We start from the raw sequence: 25,306 nt of genomic DNA on the forward strand, positions 1-25,306 counted from the left end.
CTGTCGGTCGCGGGCGGACAGCGGGTCTCTCAGGGGGCAGGCAGGGGATCCCGCGGGCGGACAGGGGTCTCTCGGGGAGCGGGCAGAGGGTCCCGCGGGCGGACAGGGCGGGCAGGGGTCCAACCGTCCCGAGGCGCGGGCGAGGAGGCTCTACCCGACAGGCGCGCGCGGGGGAGGCGCGGCTCCGACGGGCAGGGCGCGGGCGGCTGAGGGGCGGTTAGGGCTCGGGTGGAGAGGACTGGGCGGCTGAGAGGCGATCAAAGCTCGGGCGGAGACAACGGGGCAGCTGAAAGGCGGTTAGGGCTCGGGCGGAGACAACGCGGCGGCTGAAAGGCGGTTAGGGCTCGGGCGGAGATAACGCGGACCCGCTGAGAGGCCGTCAAAGCTCGGGCGGAGGAGGCGCGGGCCGGGAGGGGGCTCTGGCGGTCAGGGCTGGAAAGGCGGGCCCGATATGAAGGCGCCCCTGGTCGTCGAAGGTCAGCGCCGGGTCCCCCTCCACGAACCCCGACTCCCGGCGGGACAACAGGCAGATCTCCGACACCCGTCGCCGTCCGTCGGACCGCCGCCGGGACAGGTGGATCACCACGTCGAGGGCCGCCGCCAGCTGGCTGTGGACCGCCTCGCGGCTGAGCCCCGCCGCGCAGGCCAGCGCCTCCAGCCGTGGCGGCACGTCGGCCGCGGTGTTCGCGTGGAGGGTGCCGCAGCCGCCCTCGTGCCCCGTGTTGAGGGCGGCGAGCAGGTCGACGACCTCGGCACCGCGTACCTCTCCGACCACCAGCCGGTCGGGCCGCATGCGCAGCGCCTGCCGTACGAGATCGCGCAGGCCGACGCCGCCGGCGCCCTCCAGGTTGGCTGGGCGGGTTTCGAGGCGGACCACGTGGGGGTGGAGGGGGCGCAGCTCGGCGGAGTCTTCCACGAGGAGCAGGCGTTCGCCGGGATCGGCCAGGGACAGCAGGGCGCTCAGCAGGGTGGTCTTGCCGGTGCCGGTGCCGCCGGTGACCAGGAAGGCCAACCGGGCCTCGACGACGGCCGACAGGACGGCGACCGCCTCCGGCGGGATGGTGCCCGCGGCGACCAGGTCGGTGAGGGTGAAGGTACGGCGGGGCGGCAGCCGTAGCGACACGCACGTGCCCTCGGCGGCGATGGGCGGCAGGATCGCGTGGAGGCGCACGCCACCGGCGAGCCGGGCGTCGACGTGCGGGGAGGCGTCGTCGAGTCGGCGCCCCGCAGCGGCGGCCAGGCGCTGGGCCAGACGCCGGACCGCCCCGTCGTCGGGGAAGGTGACGGTGGTGCGGCGCAGCCCGCGTCCGTCGTCGATCCATACCTCGCGCGGCCCGTTGACCAGGACGTCGGTGACGTCGGGCGCGGCCAGCAGCGGCTCCAGCGGCCCCGCGCCGATGAGGTCGGCGCACAGGGCGCGGGCCACGGCCAGGATCTCGGCGTCGCCGTACACGGACTTCTCGGCGCGCAGGGCCACGGCCACCTGGGCCGCGCTCGGCTCGACCCCGGCGCGGGCGAGGCGGACCCTGACCGCCTCGACCAGCTCCTGGGACACGCCGCTCATGCGGCCATGAGATCGGTCAGCAGCGTGGCGCAGAAGTGTCCGAGCACCGAGCGGCCGTCGATGAGGCTCAGGTCGCCCTTGTTGAGGGCGCCTGCCAGGCGGGGCTGGTCGGCGAGGTGACCGGCGCACGGCAGGTCGAGGGTGGTGGCCACGACCGGCTCCTCCAGCACGCCTGGCCGCAGCACCATGCTCACCTCGCCGGTGTGCCGTCTGACCTCACCGAGCACCTGGGCGGCCGCGAGGACGCCTCTGACGTCGGCGGTTACCAGCAGCAGGGTGGCCGAGGCCCTGCTCAGCGCCTCGGCCGCGGCGGGGTCGAGGTGGCGGGGCAGGTCGACGACGACGAGGTCGAAGCCGCGCCGGCCCGCCTCCAGCACCGATCTCATCGCCTCGGCGGGGATGGCGGCGACCTCGCCCCGGTGGAAGGCGAGCACGGTCAGGTCGCCGAAGGCGGGCAGCGCGGCCCGCAGCGCCGTGGAGCTGACGCGGCCCTCGCGGGAGACGAAGTCGGCCCAGCGCGCTCCCTGCGACTCCTCCTGGCCGAGCAGGACGTCGATGCCGCCGCCGAGGGGGTCGGCGTCGACCAGCAGCGTGCGGAGTTTGCGGCGGGCTCCGGCCAGCGCGAGGCAGGCCGACAGCAGGCTGGCGCCTGAGCCGCCGTTGCCGCCGACGACGCAGACGACGACTCCCGCCCGCGGTGAGGGGTCGAGGGCGTCGGCGAACTCCTCCACCAGCCGCAGCTCGCCTTCGGGCAGCTCGACCACCGCGTGGCCGCCGACGGCGACGCAGCGCCGCCAGCTGTCGGGTTCGCCGGGCTGCCGGGTGGCCAGGAACACCCTGGGTCTGCGGGGTGGGCCGGTCGCGGCGACGGCGTCGGCCTGGTCGTCGCCGACCACCACGATCGGCGCCTGCGCCCAGAAGGGGCGGGCGAGCGCGGGGGTGTGGGCGACGTCGAGCTGGGAGCCTGCCGCGGCGGCGACGCGCACCAGGTCGTCGAGCAGCTCGCGGTCCTCGGTGATGACGAGGGGTCGGGTCATGGGTGCCTCCTGCCGAAGGGGACGGGCGGAGGCACAGCATGGGCGAGGAGGCGTACGGCACGCGGGACCGAACGAGATTCTGTGGATAAAAAGCGGCGACCCCCGCCGGGGGGGAGAGCGGGGGTCGCCTGACCGGTCCGGCTCCGGGGGGGTAGAGCCGGTCCCGTTTCAGAAGAAAGCTTTCAACAGTTAACCAGAGCATGGCAAGGGACTTGCATAGCAATCCCGTGCACAGTCGCTCCAGTTTCGGGAGATACCCCCGTATGCTGCCCGATCAACTCGAGTTTCGTCGAGGAGCAATCTCCAATTTTCGCCAGTTTTTTTGGGGCGTAGTTGAACGACTACAGACCGCTAGATCACTCTCCGTGATCACCAGACCGGGGTAAAGGTCTTGGTCCAAGGGCTTCACATCGCCCCTGATTCGACGTAGAAAGGTGACACGGACGACATGTCCGGGTGCGTCAGCCGGGCACCCACGCGCGACCAGCCGCGGGAGGCGCGTCGTGACGGGCTTGACCCGCTCCGACGAATACAGGTGCACGCTTGGTAACCCGGTGTGACGCGCCGGCAGACGGCGTCTCGCTCATGAGGCGCCGTCAGCTATTGGGCACTAGCGCTGCATCGCCTCGCAGATCGCCGTCGTCTCCTTGACCCCCCATGTCACCGCGGCGGCACATTGCCGTACCCAAGCGGAGACCCCCTCGGACGTGCCCGACAGGTAGGCGCGCAGCCCCTCGGCGTACGGCAGCTCCAGGTGCCCGACCTCGGCAGGGACCAGCGACTTGGGGTCGAGGCCGTACTCCACCAGCGTCAGCCGCTCGGCCGCGCGCGCGACCACGCCGTCCGCCACCCCGAAGGGGCGCAGGACGGCCAGCTCGGCGTGCACGATCGCGGCCATGACCAGGGCAGGCGCCTTGGTCGGGCTGCCGATGAGCGAGGTGAGGGCGTCCATCCTGGCCGCGGTCTCCTCGACGCTCGGGACGGGACCGAGACCGAGCGGATCGGGTGCGAAGTCGGCGGAGCCGTGGCGGGGACGGCCGAGGTCCTCCTGGGCGGCGAGTCCGACGGCGGCCAAGGTGTGGAGCCTGGCGAGCACCTGCCGTGGCGCGCTTCTCCAGGTGGAGCCCAGCCTCCCCAGCTCGGCCGACGCCCTCAGCGCCCCCTGGACGACGGGCGAGGACGCCTCTCCCCTGCGCAGCACGTCCAGCGGCACGTCGTCACCCGACAGCGCCGCCGACGCCCGCGCGCCGCGCAGCGCGGCCTCGGCCGAAACCTCGGGGCTACGGCGGCGCAGAACGCGATGCCGGTAGAGCCGGTCGACGGCCTCGCGCGCCTCTTCGACGGCTTCTGGAACACCGGGAAGCCCGGCAATGATCGCCAATGGGTCACTCACAGGATCCGACCTTACCCGCCAGTAGCCAGCAATTCGTTCGGCCCATTCCGTAATTCTGAGATTTCAGGATGACAACGTTTTAATAGCGGTTGTCAGCGGCCCAGGTCAGCGGCAGGCTCTTGGTACAGACCTGTCTAGACCTCTTGTGGTGGCCCTGGGTTGCCTGGTGAAGTGGGACAGCAACACTCAATCTGGCCATATGAAGGAGCATGAAGTGGCCCCGGAGAACCCTGGCACCGAGCCTCAGGCGCTGTCCAACCTGCTGCAGGAGAACCGGCGGTTCGCACCACCCGCCGACCTGGCCGCGGCCGCGAACGTGACCGCCGCCGCCTACACCGAGGCCGAGGCGGACCGGCTGGCGTTCTGGGAGAGCGCCGCCGACCGGCTGACCTGGGCCAGGCGCTGGGACAACACGCTCGAATGGAACCCGCCGTTCGCCAAGTGGTTCATCGGCGGCGAGCTCAACGTCGCCTACAACTGCGTCGACAGGCACGTGGAGGCTGGCAACGGCGACAAGGTCGCCTACTACTGGGAAGGCGAGCCCGAGGGCGACAGCCGTACCATCACCTACGCCGACCTCCAGCGGGAGGTCAACAAGGCCGCCAACGCCCTCACCGAGCTGGGCGTGACCGAGGGCGACCGGGTCGCGATCTACATGCCGATGATCCCCGAGCTGCCCGTCGCGATGCTGGCGTGCGCCCGCATCGGCGCCGTCCACTCGGTGGTCTTCGGCGGCTTCTCCGCCAGCGCGTTGCAGAGCCGGATCGAGGACGCCGACGCCAAGCTCGTCATCACCGCCGACGGCGGTTACCGCCGCGGCGCGCCGTCCGCGCTCAAGCCGACTGTGGACGAGGCCGTCGCCAAGACCCCCGGCGTGGAGCACGTGCTGGTGGTCCGGCGCACCGGCCAGGACGTCGCCGTGCAGGAGCGCGACGTCTGGTGGCACGACCTGGTCGAACGGCAGAGCGACCAGCACGAGCCGCAGCCGCACGACGCCGAGCACCCGCTCTACATCCTCTACACCAGCGGCACCACCGGACGGCCGAAGGGCATCCTGCACACCACCGGCGGCTACCTGACGCAGACCGCCTGGACGCACCATGCCGTCTTCGACCTCAAGCCCGAGACCGACATCTACTGGTGCACGGCCGACATCGGGTGGGTGACCGGACACTCCTACATCGTGTACGGCCCGCTCGCCAACGGCGCGACCAGCGTCATCTACGAGGGCACGCCCGACACCCCGCACCGCGGCCGCTTCTGGGAGATCATCCAGAAGTACAAGATCACGATCCTCTACACCGCGCCCACGGCGATCAGGACGTTCATGAAGTGGGGCGACGACATCCCCGCCAAGTACGACATGTCGTCCCTGCGCATCCTGGGCTCGGTCGGCGAGCCGATCAACCCCGAGGCGTACGTCTGGTACCGCGAGCACATCGGCGGCGAGCGCTGCCCCGTCGTCGACACCTGGTGGCAGACCGAGACGGGCGCCATCATGATCAGCCCGCTGCCCGGCGTGACCTCCGGCAAGCCGGGCGCGGCGATGCGCCCCCTGCCGGGCATCGTCGCCGACGTCGTCGACGACCAGGGCCAGAGCGTCCCGAACGGCGGCGGCGGCTTCCTCGTCGTGCGCGAGCCGTGGCCCGCGATGCTCCGCACGATCTGGGGTGACGACCAGCGCTACATCGACACCTACTGGTCGCGGTTCGAGGGCATGTACTTCCCCGGCGACGGCGCGAAGAAGGACGACGACGGCGACCTGTGGCTGCTCGGCCGGGTCGACGACGTCATGCTCGTGTCGGGCCACAATATCTCGACGACCGAGGTGGAGTCGGCGCTGGTATCGCACCCGAAGGTCGCCGAGGCGGCGGTCGTGGGCGCGACCGACCCGGTGACGGGGCAGGCGATCGTGTCGTTCGTCATCCTGCGGGGCAGCGCGGAGGAGAGCGACGACATCGCGGCCGACCTGCGCAACCACGTGGCCAAGACGCTCGGGCCCATCGCCAAGCCGCGCCAGATCCTGGTGGTGCCCGAACTGCCGAAGACGCGGTCGGGCAAGATCATGCGGCGACTGCTGCGTGACGTGGCGGAGAACCGGAGCATCGGCGACGTCACGACGCTGGCCGACAGCACGGTGATGAACCTGATCTCGGAGAAGCTGCCCAGCGCCAAGTCGGAGGACTGACCCCAGCGCAGCTGGTGGATGTCGATTTCGACTCCGGCGGCGGCGCAGTAGGTTTGCCAGCGGTGGTGGGCGGCGGCGTGGGACAGCGGCCCACCAGCGCCGTTGATGCTGGCGCGGAGCAGTGGGGTAGCCGGCGCGGGCCGGGTCTTCGACGTACAGGCCGCACACCTCCAAGGCGCGGGCGCCGCAGACGTAGGCGGTCTCGAACAGCAGCCGGTCCAGCGGGAGGTCCTTGCGCGGCCGCCGGGTGCAGATCGCGGCCAGCACCTTGGCGACGTCGGCGGCAGCTCGGCGATCTCGGCCGGGTAGGCCCGGATCGGCGTCGCGGTCAGCTCGGCGATCTCGCTGCCGTGGTGGGCGACGAACTGCAGCAGGTCTCCGCGGTAGGGGCGCCGGGTGTGCGCTCGCACCAAGCCCGTTGAACAGCGAGCTCCGCGATCGCCGAGCCACCGAAGCCAGATCGCCGTGAACTTCAGCGATCTGGCTGGGCGGTTGCACTGCGCGGCCGTGCTTCAGGCCGCCATCTGATCCGTTCTCTCTTCGTGGCTCGTCGTCGCCATCGCATACGGGCGGGCGGCAACGGCGCCATGGCCGTCTCGGGTGGGCTGATGGTCACGCGCGATGGTGCGGATAGTGGCGGACCGGGCTGTCGTGTCGGCCGGCCACAGTGCCCAGGCCGCCGCGGCGGCGGTGAACCCGATCGCGGTGAGCACTCCGGCAGCCGTGGTCATTCCGGCTCCAGAAGCCAGCCATCCGGCGAGCGGGTAGGTGAGCAACCAGGCGGCGTGGGAGAGGGAGAACTGTGCGGCGAAGGCGGCAGGGAGGTCGGCAGGCGATACCGAGCGTCGGATCAGGCGGCCGATCGGGGTCAGCACCGCAGAGGTGGCGGCACCCAGCACTGCCCACGCGATCAGCAGCGACGGCCAGGACCGGACGCCCGCGGCCAGGCCGGCGGTGAGTACGGCAAGGACCATGATGAGAACGAAAGCGGCGGGCAGCATCGCCGTCCGGTCGCTGAACCTCTCCAGCATTCGGGGAAGCAGCAGGGCCACGGCCATCGACCCGGCGCCGAACGCGCCCAGCGCGAATGAGACGTCGCCGGCGGCGCGGTCCAGGTGATCGCGGACCAGGACCACGGTGTTGACGATGACCATGGCGCCGGCGGCTGCGACGGCCAGGTTCAGGGCGAGCAGGGCGCGCAGTTGCGGGGTGGTTCCGAACAGCCGGATGCCGTAGCCGGCTTTGGCGAAGGCGCCGCCGCTGCGCTGAACCGGTGTCGGCTTGGGGAGGACGACGGATACGACGAGTGCCGCGGAGGCGAGGAATCCGAGAACGGTTCCCAGGAACAGCCAGTTGTAGCTGATCTGGGTGAGCAGTGCGGCGGCGAGAACCGGGCTGAACAGGCTTTCCAGGTCATAGGCGAGCCGGGACATCGACAGTGCCCGGGTGTAGTCGCGCTCGGCCGGGAGCACTTCGGGGATGGTCGCCTGGAAGGTCGGGGTGAAGGCTGCCGAGGCGGCCTGCAGCAGGAAGATCAGGACGTAGACATGCCATACCTCGGTGACGAACGGCAGGGCGAGCGCGACGCCGGCGCGGATGAGGTCGGTGGCCACCATCAGGGTCCGGCGCGGGATGCGGTCGGCAATCGCGCCGATCATCGGGGCGATGCCGACGTAGGCGACCATTTTGATGGCCATGGCGGTGCCGAGCACCGCTGAGGCATCGTTCCCTCCGGCGAGGTCGTAGGCGAGCAGGCTCAGCGCCACAGTGGCCAGCCCGGTGCCTACCAGGGCGACGGCCTGCGCGGTGAACAGGTGCCGGTAGGTGCGGTTGCGTAGGACGAAGAACATGACCCTGCCCTCTCGGTGCGCGAAACCCAGTGCGCATATGTGCGCATTTGCGCACACATTAACCGATGGGGGTAGCGAGGTATTCCGGGATCTTGACTGCCAGGAGGCCCGCCGCGGCTACGGTTTGGTGAAGTCGGGGTTGGTTGATTGGGTTTGTCGCTATCGTCCGCGCCGTGCCGGTGGAGTTTCTGACCGATACTGGCGCATGTGCCACCGAACCGACTGTCGGCGCTGGCCCGCTACGAGCTGGGGAGTAAGACGCCGAACCTGGCCCGTGCGAGCGAGGTGGAACACCCGCTACGCCGACGCCACCGGCGCGCACCTCCGCCTGCATCCGCCCAAGGACCGCCAGGTGCTGGATGAGGACGTCGCCCGGCTTTCACCGCTCGGCCACAAGCACATCACCCGTTGGGCCGCTACAGCTTCACCGCCTCCCAGCCCCGCGACGGGCTTCGGCCCCTGCGTGACCCGGCTGTGTCCGATGACGAGAAGGACGAAGGCGAATAGGGGGAGTGCCGTTCCTTAGGCGCGGAGGGGGCGGTCCTGAGTGGTGAGGTCGGGCAGGACGAAGGGGAGCCAGCGGGCGTTGCCCTCTGAGGTCCGGGCGCTGGGGGCGAGCGTGACGTCGGGGTGCACATCTCCTTCTGCCTGGATGAGTGCGGCCAGGGCGGCGGCGGCCTCGGCGTCGTCCGCGACGCGTTCCAGCCAGTCGACGACGGTGGCCGCCACGAGGGCCCTCCTCTCGGGTCGGTACCACCAGAGGAAAAGTAGCTCTGTGTAATCGTTCGCGGCTCTCCTAGCTCGACCAGCGGCCTGTAAAGAGTTCGTCGTCCGGTGGCGAACCGGGCAAGGGGTCATGTCCCGGCCGGAGCCCCTCGAGCGCTATCGCGATCAGCCGGCGGCGAGCCTCGGCAGCGGCGGGGAGAAGATCGTCCCTGCCCTGCTTGCGAAGCTGTTCCACCACCGGGGAGCGGCCGAGCTGCTCGATGAGCAGGGAGATGTCGACCGCGCTCACATCGGCGCGCAGGACGCCGGACTGGTGTGCTCGCCGTACCAGCTCATTGAGCAGCTCATCACCGCGCCGGGACTTGGCGCTCATCTCCTGGGTCACCTCGATGGTGCCGGCAATGGGGCCCAGTGAGCCCTGCCCGAACTCGGCGCAGCCGCGGACGAACGCCGTCAGTCCCACCCACGGATCGGGATCGGCCAGTCCCTGCTCGGCCGCTTGGTTCCAGTGGTCGAGGGACATCACGCTGAGCTGCTGGAACAGCTCCTCTTTCGTCTTGAAACGGCGGTAGAGGCTTCCGATGCCGACACCCGCACGGGCTGCGATGGCGGCGACGGACGCGTGTGCGCCGTCTTCGGCGAGTACGTCGCGGGCGGCCTGGAGCAGTGCGCGGTCGTTGCGTTCTGCGATGTCGTTGCGTGTGGTCATCGTCACAGACTCTATCAGTTGCGGAGTGATTCGCTCCGCCGTAACCTCAACTGACGGAGCGAATCGCTCCGGCACTTGAGGAGATGGGTGACATGAACCTTGAGATTGAGGCGATCAAGCAGGTCGTCCGCGAAGCTGAAGAGCTGCAGAACGACGTCGCCGGTTTCACCGGACTGCTGACCGAGGAGGTGTCCCTGGTCAACTTCACCGGCATCCGGCTACGCGGACGCGACCAGGTCAAGGAGGTCATGTCCAAAGCACTGACGACCCCGCTGAAGGATGTGCTGACCACGAACGAACTGCTCGATGTCACGTTCCTGCGGCCGGACGTGGCCCTGGCCAACCTCGTCAAGCACGTCAACGACGGCCGGACCGGAGCGCTGACGTTCGTGATGGTCAAAGACGACGGCACCTGGCGGATCGCGCTGGCCCAGACCACCCCGGTGGTGAGGTCATGAGTGTCGCGCTGGTCATCGGCGCCACCGGCCAGCAAGGCGGCGCCACGCACGTCACCTGCTGAGCCGCGGCTGGCAGGTCCGCGCCCTGGTCCGCGATCCGGAAAGCCCCGCCGTCGCCCGGCTGGCCGGCGCCGAGCTCACTGTCGGCGACGTGGAAGACTCCCTGGCTCGGGCCATGCGCGGCGTGAACGCGGTGTTCAGCATGCAGGCCCTGGCCTACCAGCCGGAAACCCTCAAGGCCGAGGTACGGCAGGGCATGCGCGTCGCCGACGCCGTACTGGACGCCGGGGTCGGGCACCTGGTCTACAGCTCGGTCGGCGGCGCCGAGCGGCGCACCGGGATCGAGCACTTCGAGAGCAAAGCGGCGATCGAGGCGTACATCCGCATGCCCGTATTCCCGCACGGGGAGCGGGGTTCAGGAGTGCCAGGGCTCGCCGGTCACCTGATGCTCGGCGTGGCTCAGCGCCTCGACGACCAGCCTGCGCAGGTGTCCGTCGCGCAGCGAGTACACAACATGCTGCCCCTCCTTGCGGAACTGGACCAGGCCGGCCAGGCGGAGTTTGGCCAGATGCTGGCTGACGGCGGGCCTGGCTGCACCGCTGGCCGTGGTCAGCTTGGTCACGTCCGCCTCTCCCTCGGCCAGCAGCCACAGCAGATGCAGCCGGGTCGGATCTGCCATAAGGGCGAACACCGAACTCGCCGTCTCCAACTGCTCCCGGTCGGGGGTTCGCAGGTGTCGATGGACGGCTGAAGGTGAGGAGTGATCGCGCTCTGACATGCAGCCATCGTATGTGCGCGCCCTGGGGAGCCCCACGCCGGACTTCGCCATCGTCACGCCCGGTGGAAGGATGCCCCAGGAGGCTACCCGGTCGGCTCCGTCGTGGGCTGCTGGTCATCCTGCCCGCTAAGCCTGACGTAGGTGGGTTTGCCGGGGAGGTTCTGGTGAATTACCAGAACGGCCGAGCCGCTCGCTCCAGCGGTCGCCGGCTCGAACCAGACTCTTAGGACGCACTCGTCATCGACGTCAAGGTCCTGATTCGCGCAGGCGCCGTCGTGCTGAAAACTCCCGGGGGACTCTCCTTCAAACTCGATTTCCAAGATCTTCAGCGTGGCGGTACCCGTGCTGAGAATACGTACTTCTTCTGCGCAGTTCACGCTGGCGCATAGATTCAGGGATTTCGGTGTTACGGCGATATTGGGCGCCTTTTTCGGCCCTCGTGGCCGAGTTTCGGTCATGCCCCCGCGCTTCGTATCAGAGCTCGCTGGATCGCCGCCGATCTTTATCTGCCCGGAAGTGATCAACGCGGCTGTGATCGTCGCACAAGCGGCAATCAGAGCCGCGGTAATGGCCACACCTCGGGTCGACACGATGTTTCCTCCGGACGGGCAACGGAGTCCGGCCGCAGCATCCATGTGCGGCCGGATACAGTTTTCGGCATTCACCTGCTTCTGTCCACAAATTTTGACGCCACGATCGCGTGCATTCCAGAGCAATGGTCGTATTCCTGGATAACGGGGCAGTCATCCCAATGTGGGTTTTGGACTTAATACCTGTTTTTGAGCGTCGACGCCGTGCCAGAAACGGCTTGGGGCAGGATCCGGCCGCCCGTGACGGCGAGCAGCCGAGCTTGCAGTAGACCGTCAGGTCAGATTGGGCAGAGGGGACAGCCGGCGACGAGTCTGAATCCGTTCAGCTTCCGCTGTGCGCGGAAGGGCCACAGCATGGGCCAGACCCGGGCCGCGGCGGTGGCCGCGGCCTGTGTCGGCATGGGCCGGGAGCGGGCCAGTGGTACGGCGATGTCCTGTCCGTGCACGAGGACGTCGATGAGCGGTTCGAGGTAGGTCACGCCGGGCGCCTTCCTGCGTGATCCGACCATGCCGCGGAGCAGGAGGGCGTACTGCTCGACGGGCAGCTCGGCCTGTCGCACGGCGGTGTCATGGATCATGCGGTTGACGTTTCAGCGGGTTCGGAGCGTCGCCAGTGTCGCGGGAAGCAGGCCCATGTGGGCGAGAGTCAGGTGCGCCGCGACATCTTGCACACGCCAGCCGGCGCACAGGTGATCGACCATTTCATGGGCGGGACCGCCCTGTCGGCGCTCAGCTCGCGCGAGCGTGATGTGCTCGGACTCCTGGCGCAGGGGCTCAGCAACCTCGCCATCGCCCAGCGGCTGTTCCTGTCGGAGCGCACCGTCGAATCCCACCTCGGCTCGATCCTGGCCAAGCTCGATCTGCCGCCTGATGCCGAGCACAACCGGCGTGTCCGCGCGGCGCTGATGTGGCACAACCGGTGCTAGGTCCCGTGGATCTTTGATGGCGTTTTGATGTAGATCGGGGTCCCAGTAGCAACGGCGCAGGAAACAACGTCAACACAGGTCAGCGGCCACCCTCGCAAGCTGCGCCCGAAAGTCCCCTGGGGGCTCTGACCTGCATACCGATACTACCGGGACCCCAAGCCGTCCAGCACGAAGTGCGCCTCCCGAGCGTTCGGCACGATGATCTTGGCGCCGCCGCCGGACACCTTGGCCAGGCTCAGCTCGTGGTGGTGGTTGACCAGGCAGCCGTGGGGTCGTTGTTGGCGATCACCTCGCGCTGGCCGAAGTGCAGCCATCACCGTGTTCACCTCGGCGCGCAGGGCCGAGGCCATCGCATCCAGCGTCGAGAACGCCGGCAGCTCCAGCCCGGTCTCAACCAGCTTCTCCAACGCCGCGCTGATCAGGTCCGCCGGGTTGTTCTTCGAGCGTCCGGATCACCTCGCCGGCGACCTTGCGGGCCTGCGCCCGATCGTAGGTGAGCCCGACGCGCTGGCGGATCAACGCCCGATGCAGCTCACGCGCCGTGATCTGCCGCTTGAACCGCGGATACGCCGACCGCTCGATCGAGGTCACCCGCCGCCGCCCTTCTCCCCGAAGCCGGCCTCAACCCCCGATCTCACCCACCCACCTCAAAGGCACCAAACCGCAACCCACACCACCTTCAAGATCGCGATTGTGGCTTACCTTGGCTGGACCCCCTCCAGCACCCCAGCCCCGTCCAGCCCCACCCCCGGGGCTGGTCGTTGTGGGGTCACCTGGCGAGGTCTGGGTAAAATCATGCCTAGGTGTGCCGGGAAGTCTGGTCGGCGGAATGAACTGATCGCACTCGTACCGCCAAGGGGGAGACCGTGCGCCGAGCCGCCGAAGTGTGGCCGTTCCGACCGACCGTCCGCTATGCCCGTACCCTCGCCGAGGCCCTGCGCACGGAGACCATCGGCGGCGTGATCATGCTCCTCGCCACGGTCGCCGCCCTCATCTGGGCCAACCTCTCGTACGACTCCTACGCGGCCCTGCGCACGACCACGTTCGGCCCCGCGAGCCTCCACCTCGACATGGAGCTCTACAAGTGGGCCCAGAACGGCCTGCTCACGATCTTCTTTTTCGTCGCGGGCCTGGAGGTGAAGGAGGAGTTCGTCCACGGCGAGCTCGCCAACCTGCGCAAGGCCGCCCTCCCCATCATCGCCGCCATCTCCGGCATGATCGTCCCTGCGGTCGTCTACCTCGCCGTGAGCTGGGGCGCCGAGAACGCCACCCGAGGGTGGGCGATCCCGACCGCCACCGACATCGCCTTCGCCCTCGCGGTGCTCGCCGTGACGGCCAGCGCGATGCCCACCGCGCTGCGCGCGTTCCTGCTCACCTGCGCGGTCGTCGACGACCTCGGCGCCATCCTGATCATCGCGCTCTTCTACACCGACCACCTGAACACCGTCATGCTGCTGGCCGGAGCCGCCGTCCTCGCCCTGTACGGCCTGCTCCAGCGCAAAGGCGTCAGAAGCGTGTGGATCCACCTGCCGCTCGCCGTACTCGCCTGGTACTTCATCGAGGTCAGCGGCGTGCACGCGACGGTGGCGGGCGTCGCGCTCGGCCTGCTGACCAGGGTCACGACCAACGGCGGCGAGGACAGCTCGCCCGCCGAGCGGGCCGACCACCACCTCAGGCCGCTCTCGGCGGGCTTCGCGGTGCCGGTGTTCGCGTTCCTTTCGGCCGGTGTACGGCTGGACGGCAACAGCCTGAGCATGATCTTCAGCGATCGGGTAGTCCTGGGAGTGATGGCAGGACTGGTCATCGGTAAGTTCCTTGGCGTGTTCGGCGGTTCGTGGCTGTCGGTACGGCTGGGCATCGCGAGGCTGTCGAAGGAGCTGCGATGGCGGGACATGGCGGCGGTCTCGTTGCTCGGCGGCATCGGCTTCACGGTGTCGCTGCTCATCGGCGACCTCGCGTTCGGCGCGGACCAGTCGCGGGCCACGGCCGTGACGACGGGGATCCTCGCCGCCAGCCTGGTCGCATCGGTGCTGGCGGCGGCGCTGCTCCACCTCCGCGTGCGCAGGCGTCGTTACGAACTGGATGATGTTTGACACGGGCACCTGGCCCCGATAGGAGACGTTCATGCCGCAGACTTCCGAGGAAGAATCCCTGGGCGCGCTGGTCGCTCAGGCGAGCGACCACATCTCGACCCTGGTCCGCTCGGAGATCGAGCTCGCCAAGGCCGAGCTCAGGTTCGACGCCAAGCGGGTCGGAACCGCCGCCGGGCTGTTCGCGGCCGCCGCCTTCATGGCGCACCTGTGCCTGATCCTTGCCTCCTTCGCGATCGCCTACGTGCTCGTGGAGGTCGGCCTGCCGCAGTGGCTCGCCTTCGCCATCGTGACGGTGTTCTACTTGCTGGTGGCGGGGGTGCTGGTGTTCGTCGGCGTGCGCAGGCTGAAGGGCCTGGCCGCGATGAAGCGCACCACCAGGTCGCTGAAGGGCCTGAAGGAGATCGCCACACCGGAGGGCGAGCTGGTGAAACCGGATGCCTGACGAGAGTTACGTCCAGCTCGAAGGGCCGTGGACGCATCGGAGCGTGCACGCGGGCGGCACGCGTTTCCACATCGTGGAGGCCGGAGAAGGCCCGCTCGTGCTGCTGCTTCACGGCTTCCCGCAGTTCTGGTGGACCTGGCGCCACCAGCTGAGGAGCCTGGCGGCGGCGGGCTACCGCGCCGTGGCCGTCGACCTGCGCGGCTACGGCGGCAGCGACAAGCCGCCGCGCGGCTACGACCTGCCGACGCTGGCCGGTGACGCCACGGGCCTGATCCGCGCGCTCGGCGAGACGGGCGCGATCGTGGTCGGCCACGACTGGGGCGGGCTGCTGGCCTGGACGATGGCCGTCACCGACCCCAAGTCCGTGCACCGCCTGGTGGCGGTGTCGGCCCCCCATCCGGTACGGCTGCGCGGCGCCCTGCGCACCGACCCGTTCGGCCAGCTCAAGGCCAGCGGCTACGCCTTCGGCTTCCAGCTGCCCTTCCTGCCCGAGCGGCGGCTGACCCGCCACGAGGGGGCAATGGTGGGCAGGCTGCTCGACGACTGGTCGCGTCCCGGCTGGCCCGACGCCGACACCGCCCGCGTCTACCGCGAGGCGTTCGGCATCCCGGCCGTGGCCCACTGCGCGCTGGAGTACCACCGCTGGTTCGGCCGTTCCCAGCTGCGTCCCGACGGCATGCGTTACGCGCGAGCCATGCGCACCGAGGTCGAGGCGCCCACCCTCCACCTGCACGGCGCGCTCGACACCTGTGTCCTGCCGCGCACCGCGCAGGGCTCGGGCCGCTACGTCGCCGCGCCGTACCGGTGGCGGCTGATGGAGGGGGCGGGGCACTTCCCGCACGAGGAGACGCCAGAGACGTTCGACGCCGAGCTGCTGGTCTGGCTGGCCGACCCCGAGCCGGACAGATGAGGGCCGGACCGATGAGAGACAGAGACCCGCAGGGACGGCCGCGCAACGCCAGACCGCGCGACGAGTACGGCAGGCCGCTCCCCCACGGCGCCGAGGGCGTCGCCAGGGTGCCCGACGACTACGCCCCCACGACCGAGCAGGCGCTCGCCGACGCCCGCGCTTTCCTGGCGGAAGGCCGTCCCTTCCACGCCCACGAGGTCCTCGAGGGTCGCTGGAAGTGCGCCCCCGACGAGGAGCGGGAGCTGTGGCAGGGGCTCGCCCAGATCTGCGTCGGGCTCACCCACCTGCAGCGCGGCAACGGGCGCGGCGCCGTCACGCTGCTGTCCCGCGGCGCGGCCCGCGTCCAGCGCTACCGCGTGCCGTACGACGAGGTGGCCGCGGTGGCGCTCACGCTGGAGGAACGCAGCGACCCCGCGACGGCGATCACCGCCGTCCTCGACGCGCTCCGCGAGATCGGCTAGTCGCAGTCCATCGTGTCGGCGGGCACCGTGTCGTGCTCGCCCCTGATCGCGTCGGGCCTGACCTCGCCCGCGGTCAGCACGTAGCCGGTCTCGGCCTGGTTGGTCGCGGCGGCGAAGATGACGCCGAACACCCTGCCGTCGACGGTCAGCAGCGGGCCGCCCGAGTTGCCGGGCAGGACCTTGCCGCGGATCGCGTAGACCTCGCGCTCGACCGTGCTCGACCGGTAGATGTCGGGCCCCTTGGCCATGTGCTTGGTGCGGATGCGGGCCGACTCGGCGGTGAACCCCTGCCCCTTCGGGAAACCCGCGATGATCGCGTTGTCGTTCTTCTGCGCCGTGCCGTCGAAGGCGAGCGGCTGGATGCCCAGGTTCGGCACGTGGAGGATGGCGATGTCGCGCTTGGGGTTGTAGACGACGACCTCAGCCTCGCGCGACTTTCCCTGCTGGTCGGTGACCCTGAGGTCTCGGGTGACTCCCGCGACCACGTGCGCGTTGGTCATGATGCGGTCGGGCGCGTAGACGAACCCGGTGCCCTCGATGCGCTTGCTGCAGCTCGGCGCGGTGCCCTGCACCTTGACGATCGCCTTCTGCGCCTTCTGCAGCTTCGGCCCCTGCAGCTGGCTGCGCGGCGCGGGCGGCGCCACCTCGACGAACGGCCCGTTGGCGATCGCGTCGAAGACGGGCGGGAACTCCGACCTGTCGATGAAGTCCTTGAACGGCGGCTGCCAGTTGCGCATCGCGTCGGGCAACGCCTCGTCGACGGTGTTGAGCAGCAGGGAGTCTTTCACCTGGGTGCTGAGCACGACGAAGGAGGTGGAGACGATCAGCGAGCCGATGAGCCAGGCGATGACCAGCACCGACAGCGCGCTGGCGAACGTGCCGCCCACGGCGTCGGCCACCCGCGCCGGCTCCCACGTCACGTGGCTGCGGACCACCGCCCCGATGGTGGAGGAGGCGAACTGGCCGATCGTGGCGGTCAGGAAGACGATCACGATCGCGAGCAGCGCCTGCTCGGTCTCGCCGTCGACCACGGCCTTGGAGATCGGCGGCGCGATGAAGATGCCGAGGAAGGCCCCGCCGATGAACCCCACGAAACTGAAGGCGCCGATGACGAAGCCCTGCCGGTAGCCGGAGATGCCGAAGGCGATCATGAGGACGATCAGGATGAGGTCGAGCAGATCACCGCGCACGCTTCAAAGGTATCTACCGACACGGTCAAGCGTGAACGTCTTCCGCTACGACCCGCTCCGTGTGGGCAATACCCTGCCCATGATGCGCGATCTCATCGAGGCGGCACTCGACGACACCGATCCCGGCGGACCGGTGCGCTGGCACGTGATCTCCACTCTGCAGGAGCGCGGTGACCTGGAGACGTTCACGGAGGCGCGTCGGCTGTGCGCGGGCGAGGACGTCACCGAACGACTGCTGGGCGTCGACATCATGGGCCAGCTGGCCACGTTCAAGGACAGGGCGCTGCCGGTGCTGCGTTTCCTGGCCGCCAGCGAGGACGACCCCATGGTGCTGTTCTCCGTCCTGATCGCCTTCGGTCACCTCGGGGACCGGCGCGCGCTCCCGTCGGTGATCGAGCTGGCCGCCAGCCCCGACGCCAGAGTGAGGTACGGCGCCGCCTACGCGCTCCCGAACGTCCTCGGACGGCCGCCGGATCCCGCCGGGCTGGCCGCGCTGCGCAGGCTCAGCCTCGACGCCGACGACGACGTGGCCGACTGGGCGACGCTCGGCCTTGCGCTAACCACGGGCGGCCAGGTCGAGGACATCGGGCGGTAGATCCTCCACCTGACCGGCGTCCCACGGCCGCTCCAGACCGCCCTCACGCAGCACCGCGTCGAGCACCATCGCGGTGAACCCCCACACCAGCATTCCCCGCACCCTGAACGCCGGGCCCACGTGCCCGGTCGGAGTGCGCAGCAGGATCCGATTGACCGGGTCGACCAGCTCGGCCAGCGGGACGCGCTCCACGGACTCCACCTCGTCGGGAGCCGCGGCGTACACCGCGCACGGGGTGTGCCACCAGCCGATCACCGGGATCACCCGGTTGTCGCTGTGCCACACGAACAGCTCGGGCAGCGTGGCCAGCACCTTCACGCCCTCGGGGTCGATGCCCGTCTCCTCCGCCGCCTCCCTGAGCGCCGCCCCCACGGGACCGTCGTCCTCGGGGTCGACGCCGCCGCCGGGGAAGGCGGGCTGTCCTGCGTGCCTGCGGCCGCGGGAGCTGCGCTGGATGAGCAGGAGGTCGGGGCCGTCGGGGCCCTCGCCGAACAGCATCAGCACGGCGGCGGGGCGGCCGCCTCTGGCGGGTGGGCGCAGGCCTCGGGGGACGGGGGTGTGGACGGCTCGGGCGGCCAGCCTGTCCAACCAGTCGGGGACGTCGGTCACGCCTACCTCCAACGCATCATGCCGTCGCGAGCTTCCCCGGCCACCCTGCCAGCTTCGGTCGCGCCTCACCGGCCTTCCGGGCGTCTTCCAGGTCGGTACGGCTGGCGTCCTACGGAGGGACGGCGGGGCGGCCGACGCCCCGAACCCTCCCCACCCAACCCGAGCACACGGGCCGGGGCCCTTCGGAGGCAGGGAGACGGCACCTCCCGCCCGCGACGGAGGCAGCAGGCCCGGGGCTGGGGCGCCCGGGGGTCGGACATCGAGCCGAGGTCCGGGGATCCCGGGGTCCGGAGGCTCGGGGGTCCCGAGGGTCCCGACGGCGGCGGTCCCCGAGGCCGGAGATCCCGAAGTCCCGGAAGCGCGGGATCCCGGGGTTACGGAGGTCCCGAGGGGCCGGAAGGCGCGGGTTCCGGGGGTCACGGACGTCCCGAGGGGCCGGAAGGCGCGGGATCCGGGGGTCACGGACGTCCCGAAAGGCCCCGAGGTCCCCAGGTCCCGGGATTCGGGGAGGTCCGGGAGTCCGAGGCTCCTGGGACGTCCCAGGGGCTCCGGGAGGTCCCTGGAGGTCCCGTGGGGTCGAGGGTCGAGGGTCGAGGGGCGAGGGGCGAGAGGCGAGGGCAGCGGGTCCCGAGGGGCGACGGGTTACGAGAACGGGCCGGGGCGGACGAGTTTGGCGGCCTCGGCGGCGTCGGTGGGGCCGGTGCCGTACGACGGGCAGAGGGCGGCCAGCGGGCACACCCCGCACGCGGGCCGGCGAGCGTGGCAGATGCGCCGCCCGTGCCAGATCACCCGGTGTGAGAACACCGTCCACTCCCGCTTGGGGATCAGCTCCGCCACCACGTGCTCGATCTTCACCGGGTCCGTCTCGTCGGTCCACCCGAAGCGCCGCACCAGCCGCTGGAAGTGCGTGTCGACGGTCAGCCCCGGCACCCCGAAGGCGTTGCCGAGCACCACGTTCGCTGTCTTGCGCCCCACTCCGGGCAGTTTGACCAGGTCGGCGAGCCGTCCTGGCACCACGCCGCCATGCGAGGCGCATACTGCCTGGGCCATCCCGATGATGCTGTTGGTCTTCGCCCTGAAGAATCCGGTGGACTTGATGAACCCTTCCATCTCGTCGCGGTCCGCCGCCGCATAGTCCTCGACGGTGGGATATTTCGCGAACAGGGTGGGAGTGACCATGTTGACCCGCTTGTCGGTGCACTGGGCCGACAGGATCGTGGCGACGAGCAGCTCTAACGGGTTGGCGAAGTCGAGCTCGCAGTGAGCGTCGGGGTAGGTCTCGGCGAGGATCCTGTTCATCCGCCGCGCCCGCCGTACCCGACCGAGCGGGGTCTCCGACCCCCACTTACGGTTCGTCGCCATCCCGCAAGCGTATGGCCAGCCGGTTCTTCCCGGGAAACGATCCATTGAGTAACGCTTTGAGGGGTTCAGTCCGTAAACTCCCTCCTGGGAACTTCGTGGCGACCAGCAGGTGGCGTCCCCTCAGGCCATTGCGCATGGGTCACTCCTGACCTCTGCAGTGGGGTACGTCACAATGGCTGCTGAGGAGGCAGAGTGAACACCGAAGACGTGCTGGGCAAGGCCCCCCTGTTCGCCGCGCTCGACCGCGAGAGCGCGGCTGCGCTGCGCACGAGCATCACCGAGGTTCAGCTGTCCAAGGGACAGACCCTGTTCAGCGAGAACGAGACGGGTGACCGGCTCTATGTCGTTCTCGAGGGCAAGATCAAGCTGTCGCGTACGGCTCCCGACGGCCGCGAGAACCTGCTGAGCGTGCTCGGGCCGAGCGAGATGTTCGGCGAGCTGTCGCTGTTCGACCCCCGGCCGCGTACGGCCACCGCCTCCGCGCTGACCGACGTGCGGCTGGCGGGGCTCGGCCACGACGACCTGCGCCCGTGGCTGACCGGCCGTCCGGAGGTGGCGCTGCACCTGCTGCGGGCGCTGGCCCAGCGGCTTCGCCGGACCAACGACGTGCTGGCCGACCTGGTCTTCACCGACGTGCCAGGACGGGTGGCCAAGGCGCTGCTCGACCTGGCCGAGCGGTTCGGCACCAAGACCGACGACGGCCTGCGCGTCCACCACGACCTCACGCAGGAGGAGCTCGCCCAGCTGGTCGGCGCCTCGCGCGAGACGGTCAACAAGGCCCTGGCCGACTTCGCCCAGCGCGGCTGGCTGCGCATCGAGGCCAAGGCCGTGGTCATCCTCGACCCGGAACGGCTCTACAACCGGTCCAGGTAGTCGAGCTGGGCACGCACCGACATCTCGGCCGCGTGCCACAGCGCCTGGTCGACGTCCGCGTAGACGATCTCCACGATCTCGCGCGGCGTCCTGGCTCCTGCTGCCCGCGCGGCCCTGATCTGGTCGAGACGTTGGCGCCGGTGGGCGAGGTAGCCGTCGAGCGCGAAGACGGGGTCGGCCAGCGCGGGCCCGTGGCCCGGCAGCAGCGTCTCCGCTTCGAGCTCCTCGGCCGTGGCGCGCAGCAGGTCGAGCGAGCGCAGGTAGTCGGCCAGGTTCCCGTCGTGCGCGATGACCGTGGTGCCCCTGCCGAGGACGGTGTCGCCGGTCAGCATGGCCCTGTCGGCGGGCAGCCAGAAGCACAGGGAGTCGAAGGAGTGCCCCGGCGTGCCGTACACCCTCAACTCCAGGCCGCCGACCTCGATCACGTCGCCGTCGGACAGCCCCTCGGCGCCGAGCGTATGGCGCGGGTCGAGCGCCCGCACGGGCGCGCCGACCAGCTCGGCGAAGCGCCTGGCGCCGCCGCTGTGGTCGTGGTGGCCGTGGGTGAGCAGGATCTCGGTGACCCTGCGCCCGCCGATGTGTTCGGCGACCCTGCACAGGTGCGACTCGTCGTCGGGCCCCGGGTCGACGACGACCACGTCGGTCGTGCCGATCACCCAGGTGTTCGTCCCTTCGAGCGTCATCTCCGACGGGTTGGGCGCCAGGACGTTCTCGGCGTGGTCGGTGCGGGTCCCGTCGGGCCCGGCGAGGGGGACGTAAAGGCCGCTCATGTCGTGGTCAGCCACAGCTTGCCGTCGCGTTCGACGGCCCTGGGCATGATGGTGACGATCTCCCGCTCGGTCGCGAGGATCGAGTCGACGTCGGGGTGTTCGGCCAGCTCGGAGAGCGTCCGGTAGGTGGGCGGCATGAGAAAGATCTCCCCCTTGCGCGCCCGCTCGATCGCCTCGGCGGGACGCTGCCAGACGACCTTGTCCGCCTCCCCTCCCACGTCGCGGGTGCGCTGGCCCTCGGGGAGCGCGGCGACGAAGAAGCGGGTGTCGAACCTCTTGTGCTCGACCTCGGGCGTGATCCAGTGCGCCCACGGCCTGAGCAGGTCGGAGCGCAGCACCAGGCCCCGCCGGTCGAGGAAGTCGGCGAAGGCCAGGCTCCTGTCGATCAGCGCGACCCGGTCGGCCTCCCAGTCGTCGCCCGTGGTGTCGGCGACGACCGTGTCAGGCCCCGGGCCCGCCAGCAGTACGCCCGACTCCTCGAAGGTCTCCCGTACGGCGGCGCACACCAGCCCCCTGGCGGTCTTCTCCCCCGCGTGGAACACCCGGCCCCACTCCTTCGGCGAGGGGCCCGCCCACGCGACGGAGTGGTCGGTGTCACGCGGGTCGACCGACCCGCCAGGGAAGACGTAGGCGCCCGCGGCGAAGGCCATGGTCGCCTTGCGTCTGAGGAGGTAGACCTGCGGCCCCTCGCGCAGGATCACCACCGTGGCGGCGTCCCGCGCGGGGACCGGCTGGACACGTCCTGCCAGGATGTCGCGTGCTCGCTCACCGAACTCGCCGGGGAGCGGGATCCCGTCGTCCACATGACCTCCTCCAGAACATCACTCGGTCATGATGGACTTTCTACTAAACTTCCGCGATGAGTTCGACCTCGACCGGCGCGTCCAGCGGCAGGACGGCCACGCCGACCGCGCTGCGCGCATGCACGCCGAGGTCGCCGAACACGTCTCTCAGCAGCTCGCTGGCACCATTGCCGACCTGCGGCTGGGCGGTGAAGTCGGGCGCGCTGGCGACGAACACGACCACCTTCACGATCCGCTTGACCTTGGACAGCTCGCCGATCTGGGACTTGACCGCGGCCAGCGCGTTGAGCGCGCAGATCCGCGCCAGTTCGCGGCCCTCGTCGAGGCTCACCTCGGCGCCGACCTTGCCGGTCTGCGCCATCTTGCCGTCGACCATCGGGACCTGGCCCGAGGTGTAGACGTAGTCGCCGGTGCGCACGGCCGGGACGTAGGCGGCCAGCGGGGCGACGACCTCGGGCAGGGTCAGGCCCAGCTCGGCCAGCTTCTCCTCGGGGGTCATGCCTTCTCCCTCTTGAAGTAGGCGACCAGGCCCTGGCCGTCGGGGCCCGGCACGATCTGGACCAGCTCCCAGCCGTCCGCGCCGAAGTTGTCGAGGATCATCTTCGTGCTGTGGATCAGCACCGGAGCGGTGAGGTACTCCCATTTCTTCATGGGGGCCAGCGTAGTGAACCGCCCCATCCCGGACCGCCGCGCGGGGACCCGCCAGGGCTGGCGAGTGTGATGAATCTCAAGGCGGAGGGCAAGTAACCGTTCGGTAGCCTGGCAGATGTGACTGCTAGGGACACCGATTGGGACGGCGTGCGACTCCACGTCGTGACCGGTAAGGGCGGCACCGGCAAGACGACAGTGGCCGCCTCGCTCGCCCTGGCCCTGGCCTCAGGCGGTCGCAAGGTCCTTCTCGTCGAGGTCGAGGGAAGGCAGGGCATCGCCCAGATCTTCGACCTGCCGCCGCTGCCGTACGAGGAGCGCAAGATCGCCGTCGCCCCCGGCGGGGGCGACGTCTACGCGCTGGCCATCGACCCCGAAGAGGCCATGCTCGAGTACCTCGAGATGTTCTACGGCATGCGCCGCGCCGGACGCGCGCTGACCAAGATGGGCGTCGTCGACTTCGCCACCACCGTGGCTCCGGGCTTCCGCGACGTGCTGGTCACCGGCAAGACCACCGAGGCGGTACGGCGGCGCGGCAAGAACGGCAGGCGCGTCTACGACGCCGTGGTGCTCGACGCCCCGCCCACAGGTCGCGTCAGCCGCTTCCTCAATGTGACCCAGGAGGTCGCGGGCCTGGCCAGGGTCGGCCCGATCAAGAACCATTCGGACCTCGTGAGCGGCGTGGTGAAATCCCCCGAGACGGCTGTCCACTTCGTGACGGTCCTGGAGGAGATGCCGGTCCAGGAAACGCTCGACGGCATTGCCGAATTGCGTTCGGCCGGACTTCCCGCGGGCGGCATCTTCATCAACATGGTGCGTGAATCACTGCTTCCCGAAACCGTTCTTGACTCCGCTGTCAAGGGCCGATTCGACCCCGCGGAGATCGCGCTTGGTCTCAAGGCGGCCGGTCTGGCCGACGGCGCGAGCAACGCGGCGGCGGTGGCGGAGGCTCTGGCCGAGGAGGTCGTCGAGCACGCCCGCCGTACCGAACTGGAGAAGACCGAGCGGGCATCGCTGCAGGAAGCGGCGCTGCCGTGCTACGAGCTGCCGCTGCTGGCCGACGGCGTCGACCTGGCGGGGCTGTACGAGCTGGCCGAGACCATCTGCACCAAGGGAGCAGCGTGACCAGGATTCCCCCGGTTCTGGACGTCGACGCGATCCTCGACGACAGCCACACTCGCATCGTGGTCTGCTGCGGCTCGGGCGGCGTGGGCAAGACCACGACCGCCGCCGCGCTGGGGCTGCGCGCCGTCGAGCGCGGGCGGAGGGCGGTCGTGCTGACCGTCGACCCGGCCCGCAGGCTGGCCCAGTCGATGGGGCTCACCGAGCTCGACAACACCCCGCGCCTGGTCCACACAGCCACGGACGGCGAGGGCCAGCTGTTCGCCATGATGCTCGACATGAAGCGGACCTTCGACGAGATCATCGAGGCCCACGCCGACCCCGAGCGGGCCCGCCAGATCCTGACGAACCCCTTCTACCAGTCGCTCAGCTCCAGCTTCGCGGGCACGCAGGAGTACATGGCGATGGAGAAGCTGGGCCAGCTGCGCCGCTCCGACGAGTGGGACCTGATCATCGTCGACACGCCGCCCTCCCGCTCCGCGCTCGACTTCCTCGACGCGCCCGAACGGCTGGGCCGCTTCCTCGACGGACGCTTCATCAGGCTGCTGATGGCCCCCGCCAAGGCCGGGGGGCGCAGCGCGTTCAAGCTGCTCAACGCCGGTTTCGGGCTCGTCGCCGGAGCGATGACCAAGCTCCTCGGCGCCCAGGTGATCAAGGATCTGCAGACGTTCGTCTCGGCGCTCGACGCGGTCTTCGGCGGGTTCAGGCAGCGCGCCGAGATGACCTACAAGCTGCTGCAGGCGCCCGGCACGGCCTTCGTGGTCGTCGCGGCGCCCGAGCGCGACGCGATGCGCGAGGCCTCCTACTTCGTCGAGAGGCTCGCCGAGGAGCGCATGCCGCTGGCCGGGCTGGTGATCAACCGGGTGCACCTGTCGCCAGCCGCGGGCCTGTCGGCCGCCCGCAGCGCCGCCGCGGCCGAGGATCTGGAGGCCAGGGGCGAGCACGACCTGACCGCCGCCGTGCTGCGCCTGCACGCCGGCCGGATGCAGCTCGCCGCCCGTGAGCACCGCGAGCGCGATCACTTCGTCTCGGCCCACCCGACCGTGCCCGTCGTGGAGGTCCCCGCGATGCCGCAGGACGTCCACGATCTGGACGGTCTGCACGCGATCGGGCAACTGCTGGCCGCGGGCGCCGACACTGCAGTCCCGCGCAGCGCCTGACACCTCGATAGCAGTACGGCCGGCGGGGTCTCCGCCGGCCGTACTGTCA

Annotated in this window: 29 protein-coding genes and 1 pseudogene; 12 read left to right on the forward strand and 18 right to left on the reverse strand. The window is 69.9% G+C overall.

Features of this window, described 5'->3' with window-relative positions:
- Positions 1-379: 379 nt before the first annotated feature.
- The 3 genes from ACFXJ8_RS24300 to ACFXJ8_RS24310 form a co-directional block, all read right to left on the reverse strand.
- Positions 380-1,564, reverse strand: coding sequence for a TadA family conjugal transfer-associated ATPase (locus tag ACFXJ8_RS24300; RefSeq protein ID WP_379646225.1), 1,185 nt, complete (start codon positions 1,562-1,564; stop codon positions 380-382).
- Complete coding sequence (ssd, locus tag ACFXJ8_RS24305; protein ID WP_379646226.1) at positions 1,561-2,601, reverse strand: septum site-determining protein Ssd; 1,041 nt, start codon at positions 2,599-2,601, stop codon at positions 1,561-1,563. Before ssd ends, ACFXJ8_RS24300 begins: the two co-directional genes overlap by 4 nt.
- A gap of 610 nt (positions 2,602-3,211) precedes the next feature.
- Positions 3,212-3,994, reverse strand: a complete 783-nt coding sequence (locus tag ACFXJ8_RS24310; RefSeq protein ID WP_379646227.1) for an oxidoreductase — start codon at positions 3,992-3,994, stop codon at positions 3,212-3,214.
- Between the two features lie 199 nt (positions 3,995-4,193).
- Between ACFXJ8_RS24310 and acs the strand changes: the two genes are divergently transcribed.
- Positions 4,194-6,182 (forward strand): acetate--CoA ligase, encoded by a 1,989-nt coding sequence (acs, locus tag ACFXJ8_RS24315; protein WP_379646228.1) that lies wholly within the window; start codon positions 4,194-4,196, stop codon positions 6,180-6,182.
- A gap of 512 nt (positions 6,183-6,694) precedes the next feature.
- On the opposite strand, the gene ACFXJ8_RS24320 is transcribed toward acs, so the two are convergent.
- From ACFXJ8_RS24320 to ACFXJ8_RS24330, 3 genes are all read right to left on the reverse strand, one after another.
- Positions 6,695-8,032 (reverse strand): MFS transporter, encoded by a 1,338-nt coding sequence (locus tag ACFXJ8_RS24320; protein ID WP_379646229.1) that lies wholly within the window; start codon positions 8,030-8,032, stop codon positions 6,695-6,697.
- Positions 8,033-8,554: 522 nt separating this feature from the next.
- Positions 8,555-8,761 carry a hypothetical protein gene (locus ACFXJ8_RS24325; protein WP_379646230.1) on the reverse strand — a complete coding sequence of 69 codons (207 nt, stop codon included), beginning with the start codon at positions 8,759-8,761 and terminating at the stop codon, positions 8,555-8,557.
- Between the two features lie 67 nt (positions 8,762-8,828).
- Positions 8,829-9,467 carry a TetR family transcriptional regulator gene (locus ACFXJ8_RS24330; RefSeq protein ID WP_379646231.1) on the reverse strand — a complete coding sequence of 213 codons (639 nt, stop codon included), beginning with the start codon at positions 9,465-9,467 and terminating at the stop codon, positions 8,829-8,831.
- 92 nt (positions 9,468-9,559) lie between these two features.
- Between ACFXJ8_RS24330 and ACFXJ8_RS24335 the strand changes: the two genes are divergently transcribed.
- Together ACFXJ8_RS24335 and ACFXJ8_RS24340 are read left to right on the forward strand one after the other, a co-directional pair.
- A complete protein-coding gene (locus ACFXJ8_RS24335; protein ID WP_379646232.1) occupies positions 9,560-9,925 on the forward strand; it encodes an SgcJ/EcaC family oxidoreductase in 366 nt (121 codons plus the stop codon).
- An 85-nt stretch (positions 9,926-10,010) separates the two neighbouring features.
- Positions 10,011-10,256, forward strand: a pseudogene (locus ACFXJ8_RS24340) (NmrA family NAD(P)-binding protein); the annotation flags it as partial.
- 84 nt (positions 10,257-10,340) lie between these two features.
- On the opposite strand, the gene ACFXJ8_RS24345 reads toward ACFXJ8_RS24340, so the two are convergent.
- The 3 genes from ACFXJ8_RS24345 to ACFXJ8_RS24355 form a co-directional block, all read right to left on the reverse strand.
- Positions 10,341-10,754, reverse strand: coding sequence for an ArsR/SmtB family transcription factor (locus ACFXJ8_RS24345; RefSeq protein ID WP_379646261.1), 414 nt, complete (start codon positions 10,752-10,754; stop codon positions 10,341-10,343).
- A gap of 32 nt (positions 10,755-10,786) precedes the next feature.
- Entirely contained in the window at positions 10,787-11,293 is a 507-nt protein-coding gene (locus ACFXJ8_RS24350) for a hypothetical protein (protein WP_379646233.1), read from the reverse strand.
- A 278-nt stretch (positions 11,294-11,571) separates the two neighbouring features.
- Positions 11,572-11,871: a hypothetical protein gene (locus ACFXJ8_RS24355; RefSeq protein WP_379646234.1), complete on the reverse strand. Its 300-nt coding sequence runs from the start codon at positions 11,869-11,871 to the stop codon at positions 11,572-11,574.
- 72 nt (positions 11,872-11,943) lie between these two features.
- Here ACFXJ8_RS24355 and ACFXJ8_RS24360 point away from each other — a divergent pair, with 72 nt between their 5' ends.
- On the forward strand, positions 11,944-12,219 hold the full coding sequence (locus ACFXJ8_RS24360) for a helix-turn-helix transcriptional regulator (RefSeq protein WP_379646235.1): 276 nt from the start codon (positions 11,944-11,946) through the stop codon (positions 12,217-12,219).
- 143 nt (positions 12,220-12,362) lie between these two features.
- On the opposite strand, the gene ACFXJ8_RS24365 is transcribed toward ACFXJ8_RS24360, so the two are convergent.
- Together ACFXJ8_RS24365 and ACFXJ8_RS24370 are read right to left on the reverse strand one after the other, a co-directional pair.
- Complete coding sequence (locus ACFXJ8_RS24365; protein ID WP_379646236.1) at positions 12,363-12,626, reverse strand: hypothetical protein; 264 nt, start codon at positions 12,624-12,626, stop codon at positions 12,363-12,365.
- Entirely contained in the window at positions 12,610-12,810 is a 201-nt protein-coding gene (locus tag ACFXJ8_RS24370) for a hypothetical protein (RefSeq protein ID WP_379646237.1), read from the reverse strand. Before ACFXJ8_RS24370 ends, ACFXJ8_RS24365 begins: the two co-directional genes overlap by 17 nt.
- A gap of 275 nt (positions 12,811-13,085) precedes the next feature.
- Here ACFXJ8_RS24370 and nhaA point away from each other — a divergent pair, with 275 nt between their 5' ends.
- From nhaA to ACFXJ8_RS24390, 4 genes are read left to right on the forward strand one after another with little or no spacing between them, the layout of a single operon-like run.
- Complete coding sequence (gene nhaA / locus ACFXJ8_RS24375) at positions 13,086-14,312, forward strand: Na+/H+ antiporter NhaA (RefSeq protein WP_379646238.1); 1,227 nt, start codon at positions 13,086-13,088, stop codon at positions 14,310-14,312.
- A 31-nt stretch (positions 14,313-14,343) separates the two neighbouring features.
- A complete protein-coding gene (locus ACFXJ8_RS24380) occupies positions 14,344-14,754 on the forward strand; it encodes a phage holin family protein (protein ID WP_379646239.1) in 411 nt (136 codons plus the stop codon).
- Positions 14,747-15,664 (forward strand): alpha/beta fold hydrolase, encoded by a 918-nt coding sequence (locus ACFXJ8_RS24385; RefSeq protein ID WP_379646240.1) that lies wholly within the window; start codon positions 14,747-14,749, stop codon positions 15,662-15,664. The genes ACFXJ8_RS24380 and ACFXJ8_RS24385 overlap by 8 nt, the downstream gene beginning before the upstream one ends.
- Before the next feature lie 11 nt (positions 15,665-15,675).
- Positions 15,676-16,125, forward strand: coding sequence for a DUF309 domain-containing protein (locus ACFXJ8_RS24390; protein ID WP_379646241.1), 450 nt, complete (start codon positions 15,676-15,678; stop codon positions 16,123-16,125).
- On the opposite strand, the gene ACFXJ8_RS24395 is transcribed toward ACFXJ8_RS24390, so the two are convergent.
- The gene (locus ACFXJ8_RS24395; protein ID WP_379646242.1) at positions 16,122-17,315 is read right to left on the reverse strand and encodes a MarP family serine protease; all 1,194 of its coding nucleotides are present in this window, start codon (positions 17,313-17,315) and stop codon (positions 16,122-16,124) included. The two genes, ACFXJ8_RS24390 and ACFXJ8_RS24395, sit on opposite strands and share 4 nt — an antisense overlap.
- An 82-nt stretch (positions 17,316-17,397) precedes the next feature.
- On the opposite strand from ACFXJ8_RS24395, the gene ACFXJ8_RS24400 reads away from it, so the two are divergent.
- Positions 17,398-17,910: a HEAT repeat domain-containing protein gene (locus ACFXJ8_RS24400; RefSeq protein ID WP_379646243.1), complete on the forward strand. Its 513-nt coding sequence runs from the start codon at positions 17,398-17,400 to the stop codon at positions 17,908-17,910.
- Here the strand turns inward: ACFXJ8_RS24400 and ACFXJ8_RS24405 are convergent.
- Positions 17,872-18,519, reverse strand: coding sequence for an NUDIX hydrolase (locus ACFXJ8_RS24405; RefSeq protein ID WP_379646244.1), 648 nt, complete (start codon positions 18,517-18,519; stop codon positions 17,872-17,874). The genes ACFXJ8_RS24400 and ACFXJ8_RS24405 overlap by 39 nt on opposite strands.
- A gap of 642 nt (positions 18,520-19,161) precedes the next feature.
- Complete coding sequence (nth, locus tag ACFXJ8_RS24410; RefSeq protein WP_379646245.1) at positions 19,162-19,881, reverse strand: endonuclease III; 720 nt, start codon at positions 19,879-19,881, stop codon at positions 19,162-19,164.
- 192 nt (positions 19,882-20,073) lie between these two features.
- On the opposite strand from nth, the gene ACFXJ8_RS24415 reads away from it, so the two are divergent.
- Entirely contained in the window at positions 20,074-20,754 is a 681-nt protein-coding gene (locus tag ACFXJ8_RS24415) for a Crp/Fnr family transcriptional regulator (RefSeq protein ID WP_379646246.1), read from the forward strand.
- On the opposite strand, the gene ACFXJ8_RS24420 is transcribed toward ACFXJ8_RS24415, so the two are convergent.
- Genes ACFXJ8_RS24420 through ACFXJ8_RS24435 form a run of 4 tightly spaced genes read right to left on the reverse strand, consistent with a single transcriptional unit; the run spans position 20,736 to position 22,978 of the window.
- Complete coding sequence (locus ACFXJ8_RS24420) at positions 20,736-21,524, reverse strand: MBL fold metallo-hydrolase (protein ID WP_379646247.1); 789 nt, start codon at positions 21,522-21,524, stop codon at positions 20,736-20,738. The two genes, ACFXJ8_RS24415 and ACFXJ8_RS24420, sit on opposite strands and share 19 nt — an antisense overlap.
- The gene (locus ACFXJ8_RS24425) at positions 21,521-22,327 is read right to left on the reverse strand and encodes an NUDIX hydrolase (RefSeq protein ID WP_379646248.1); all 807 of its coding nucleotides are present in this window, start codon (positions 22,325-22,327) and stop codon (positions 21,521-21,523) included. Before ACFXJ8_RS24425 ends, ACFXJ8_RS24420 begins: the two co-directional genes overlap by 4 nt.
- A 43-nt stretch (positions 22,328-22,370) precedes the next feature.
- Complete coding sequence (locus tag ACFXJ8_RS24430) at positions 22,371-22,826, reverse strand: RidA family protein (protein WP_379646249.1); 456 nt, start codon at positions 22,824-22,826, stop codon at positions 22,371-22,373.
- Positions 22,823-22,978, reverse strand: a complete 156-nt coding sequence (locus tag ACFXJ8_RS24435) for a hypothetical protein (protein WP_379646250.1) — start codon at positions 22,976-22,978, stop codon at positions 22,823-22,825. The genes ACFXJ8_RS24430 and ACFXJ8_RS24435 overlap by 4 nt, the downstream gene beginning before the upstream one ends.
- 117 nt (positions 22,979-23,095) lie before the next feature.
- On the opposite strand from ACFXJ8_RS24435, the gene ACFXJ8_RS24440 reads away from it, so the two are divergent.
- Both ACFXJ8_RS24440 and ACFXJ8_RS24445 read left to right on the forward strand, forming a co-directional pair.
- Positions 23,096-24,100 (forward strand): ArsA-related P-loop ATPase, encoded by a 1,005-nt coding sequence (locus tag ACFXJ8_RS24440; protein ID WP_379646251.1) that lies wholly within the window; start codon positions 23,096-23,098, stop codon positions 24,098-24,100.
- Positions 24,097-25,257 (forward strand): ArsA family ATPase, encoded by a 1,161-nt coding sequence (locus ACFXJ8_RS24445; protein WP_379646252.1) that lies wholly within the window; start codon positions 24,097-24,099, stop codon positions 25,255-25,257. The genes ACFXJ8_RS24440 and ACFXJ8_RS24445 overlap by 4 nt, the downstream gene beginning before the upstream one ends.
- Positions 25,258-25,306 lie beyond the last annotated feature (49 nt).

The organism is Nonomuraea sp. NPDC059194, assembly GCF_042754765.1.
In the GTDB taxonomy this organism is placed as follows: domain Bacteria; phylum Actinomycetota; class Actinomycetes; order Streptosporangiales; family Streptosporangiaceae; genus Nonomuraea.

Excerpts from the sequence above, each read along its gene's own strand:
- ACFXJ8_RS24300 (WP_379646225.1), bottom strand. The coding sequence starts at position 1,564 with ATGAGCGGCGTGTCCCAGGAGCTGGTCGAGGCGGTCAGGGTCCGCCTC.
- ssd (WP_379646226.1), bottom strand. The coding sequence starts at position 2,601 with ATGACCCGACCCCTCGTCATCACCGAGGACCGCGAGCTGCTCGACGAC.
- acs (WP_379646228.1), top strand. The coding sequence starts at position 4,194 with ATGAAGGAGCATGAAGTGGCCCCGGAGAACCCTGGCACCGAGCCTCAG.
- ACFXJ8_RS24320 (WP_379646229.1), bottom strand. The coding sequence starts at position 8,032 with ATGTTCTTCGTCCTACGCAACCGCACCTACCGGCACCTGTTCACCGCG.
- ACFXJ8_RS24330 (WP_379646231.1), bottom strand. The coding sequence starts at position 9,467 with ATGACCACACGCAACGACATCGCAGAACGCAACGACCGCGCACTGCTC.
- ACFXJ8_RS24335 (WP_379646232.1), top strand. The coding sequence starts at position 9,560 with ATGAACCTTGAGATTGAGGCGATCAAGCAGGTCGTCCGCGAAGCTGAA.
- ACFXJ8_RS24345 (WP_379646261.1), bottom strand. The coding sequence starts at position 10,754 with ATGGCGAAGTCCGGCGTGGGGCTCCCCAGGGCGCGCACATACGATGGC.
- ACFXJ8_RS24355 (WP_379646234.1), bottom strand. The coding sequence starts at position 11,871 with ATGATCCATGACACCGCCGTGCGACAGGCCGAGCTGCCCGTCGAGCAG.
- ACFXJ8_RS24380 (WP_379646239.1), top strand. The coding sequence starts at position 14,344 with ATGCCGCAGACTTCCGAGGAAGAATCCCTGGGCGCGCTGGTCGCTCAG.
- ACFXJ8_RS24385 (WP_379646240.1), top strand. The coding sequence starts at position 14,747 with ATGCCTGACGAGAGTTACGTCCAGCTCGAAGGGCCGTGGACGCATCGG.
- ACFXJ8_RS24390 (WP_379646241.1), top strand. The coding sequence starts at position 15,676 with ATGAGAGACAGAGACCCGCAGGGACGGCCGCGCAACGCCAGACCGCGC.
- ACFXJ8_RS24400 (WP_379646243.1), top strand. The coding sequence starts at position 17,398 with ATGCGCGATCTCATCGAGGCGGCACTCGACGACACCGATCCCGGCGGA.
- nth (WP_379646245.1), bottom strand. The coding sequence starts at position 19,881 with ATGGCGACGAACCGTAAGTGGGGGTCGGAGACCCCGCTCGGTCGGGTA.
- ACFXJ8_RS24420 (WP_379646247.1), bottom strand. The coding sequence starts at position 21,524 with ATGAGCGGCCTTTACGTCCCCCTCGCCGGGCCCGACGGGACCCGCACC.
- ACFXJ8_RS24430 (WP_379646249.1), bottom strand. The coding sequence starts at position 22,826 with ATGACCCCCGAGGAGAAGCTGGCCGAGCTGGGCCTGACCCTGCCCGAG.
- ACFXJ8_RS24435 (WP_379646250.1), bottom strand. The coding sequence starts at position 22,978 with ATGAAGAAATGGGAGTACCTCACCGCTCCGGTGCTGATCCACAGCACG.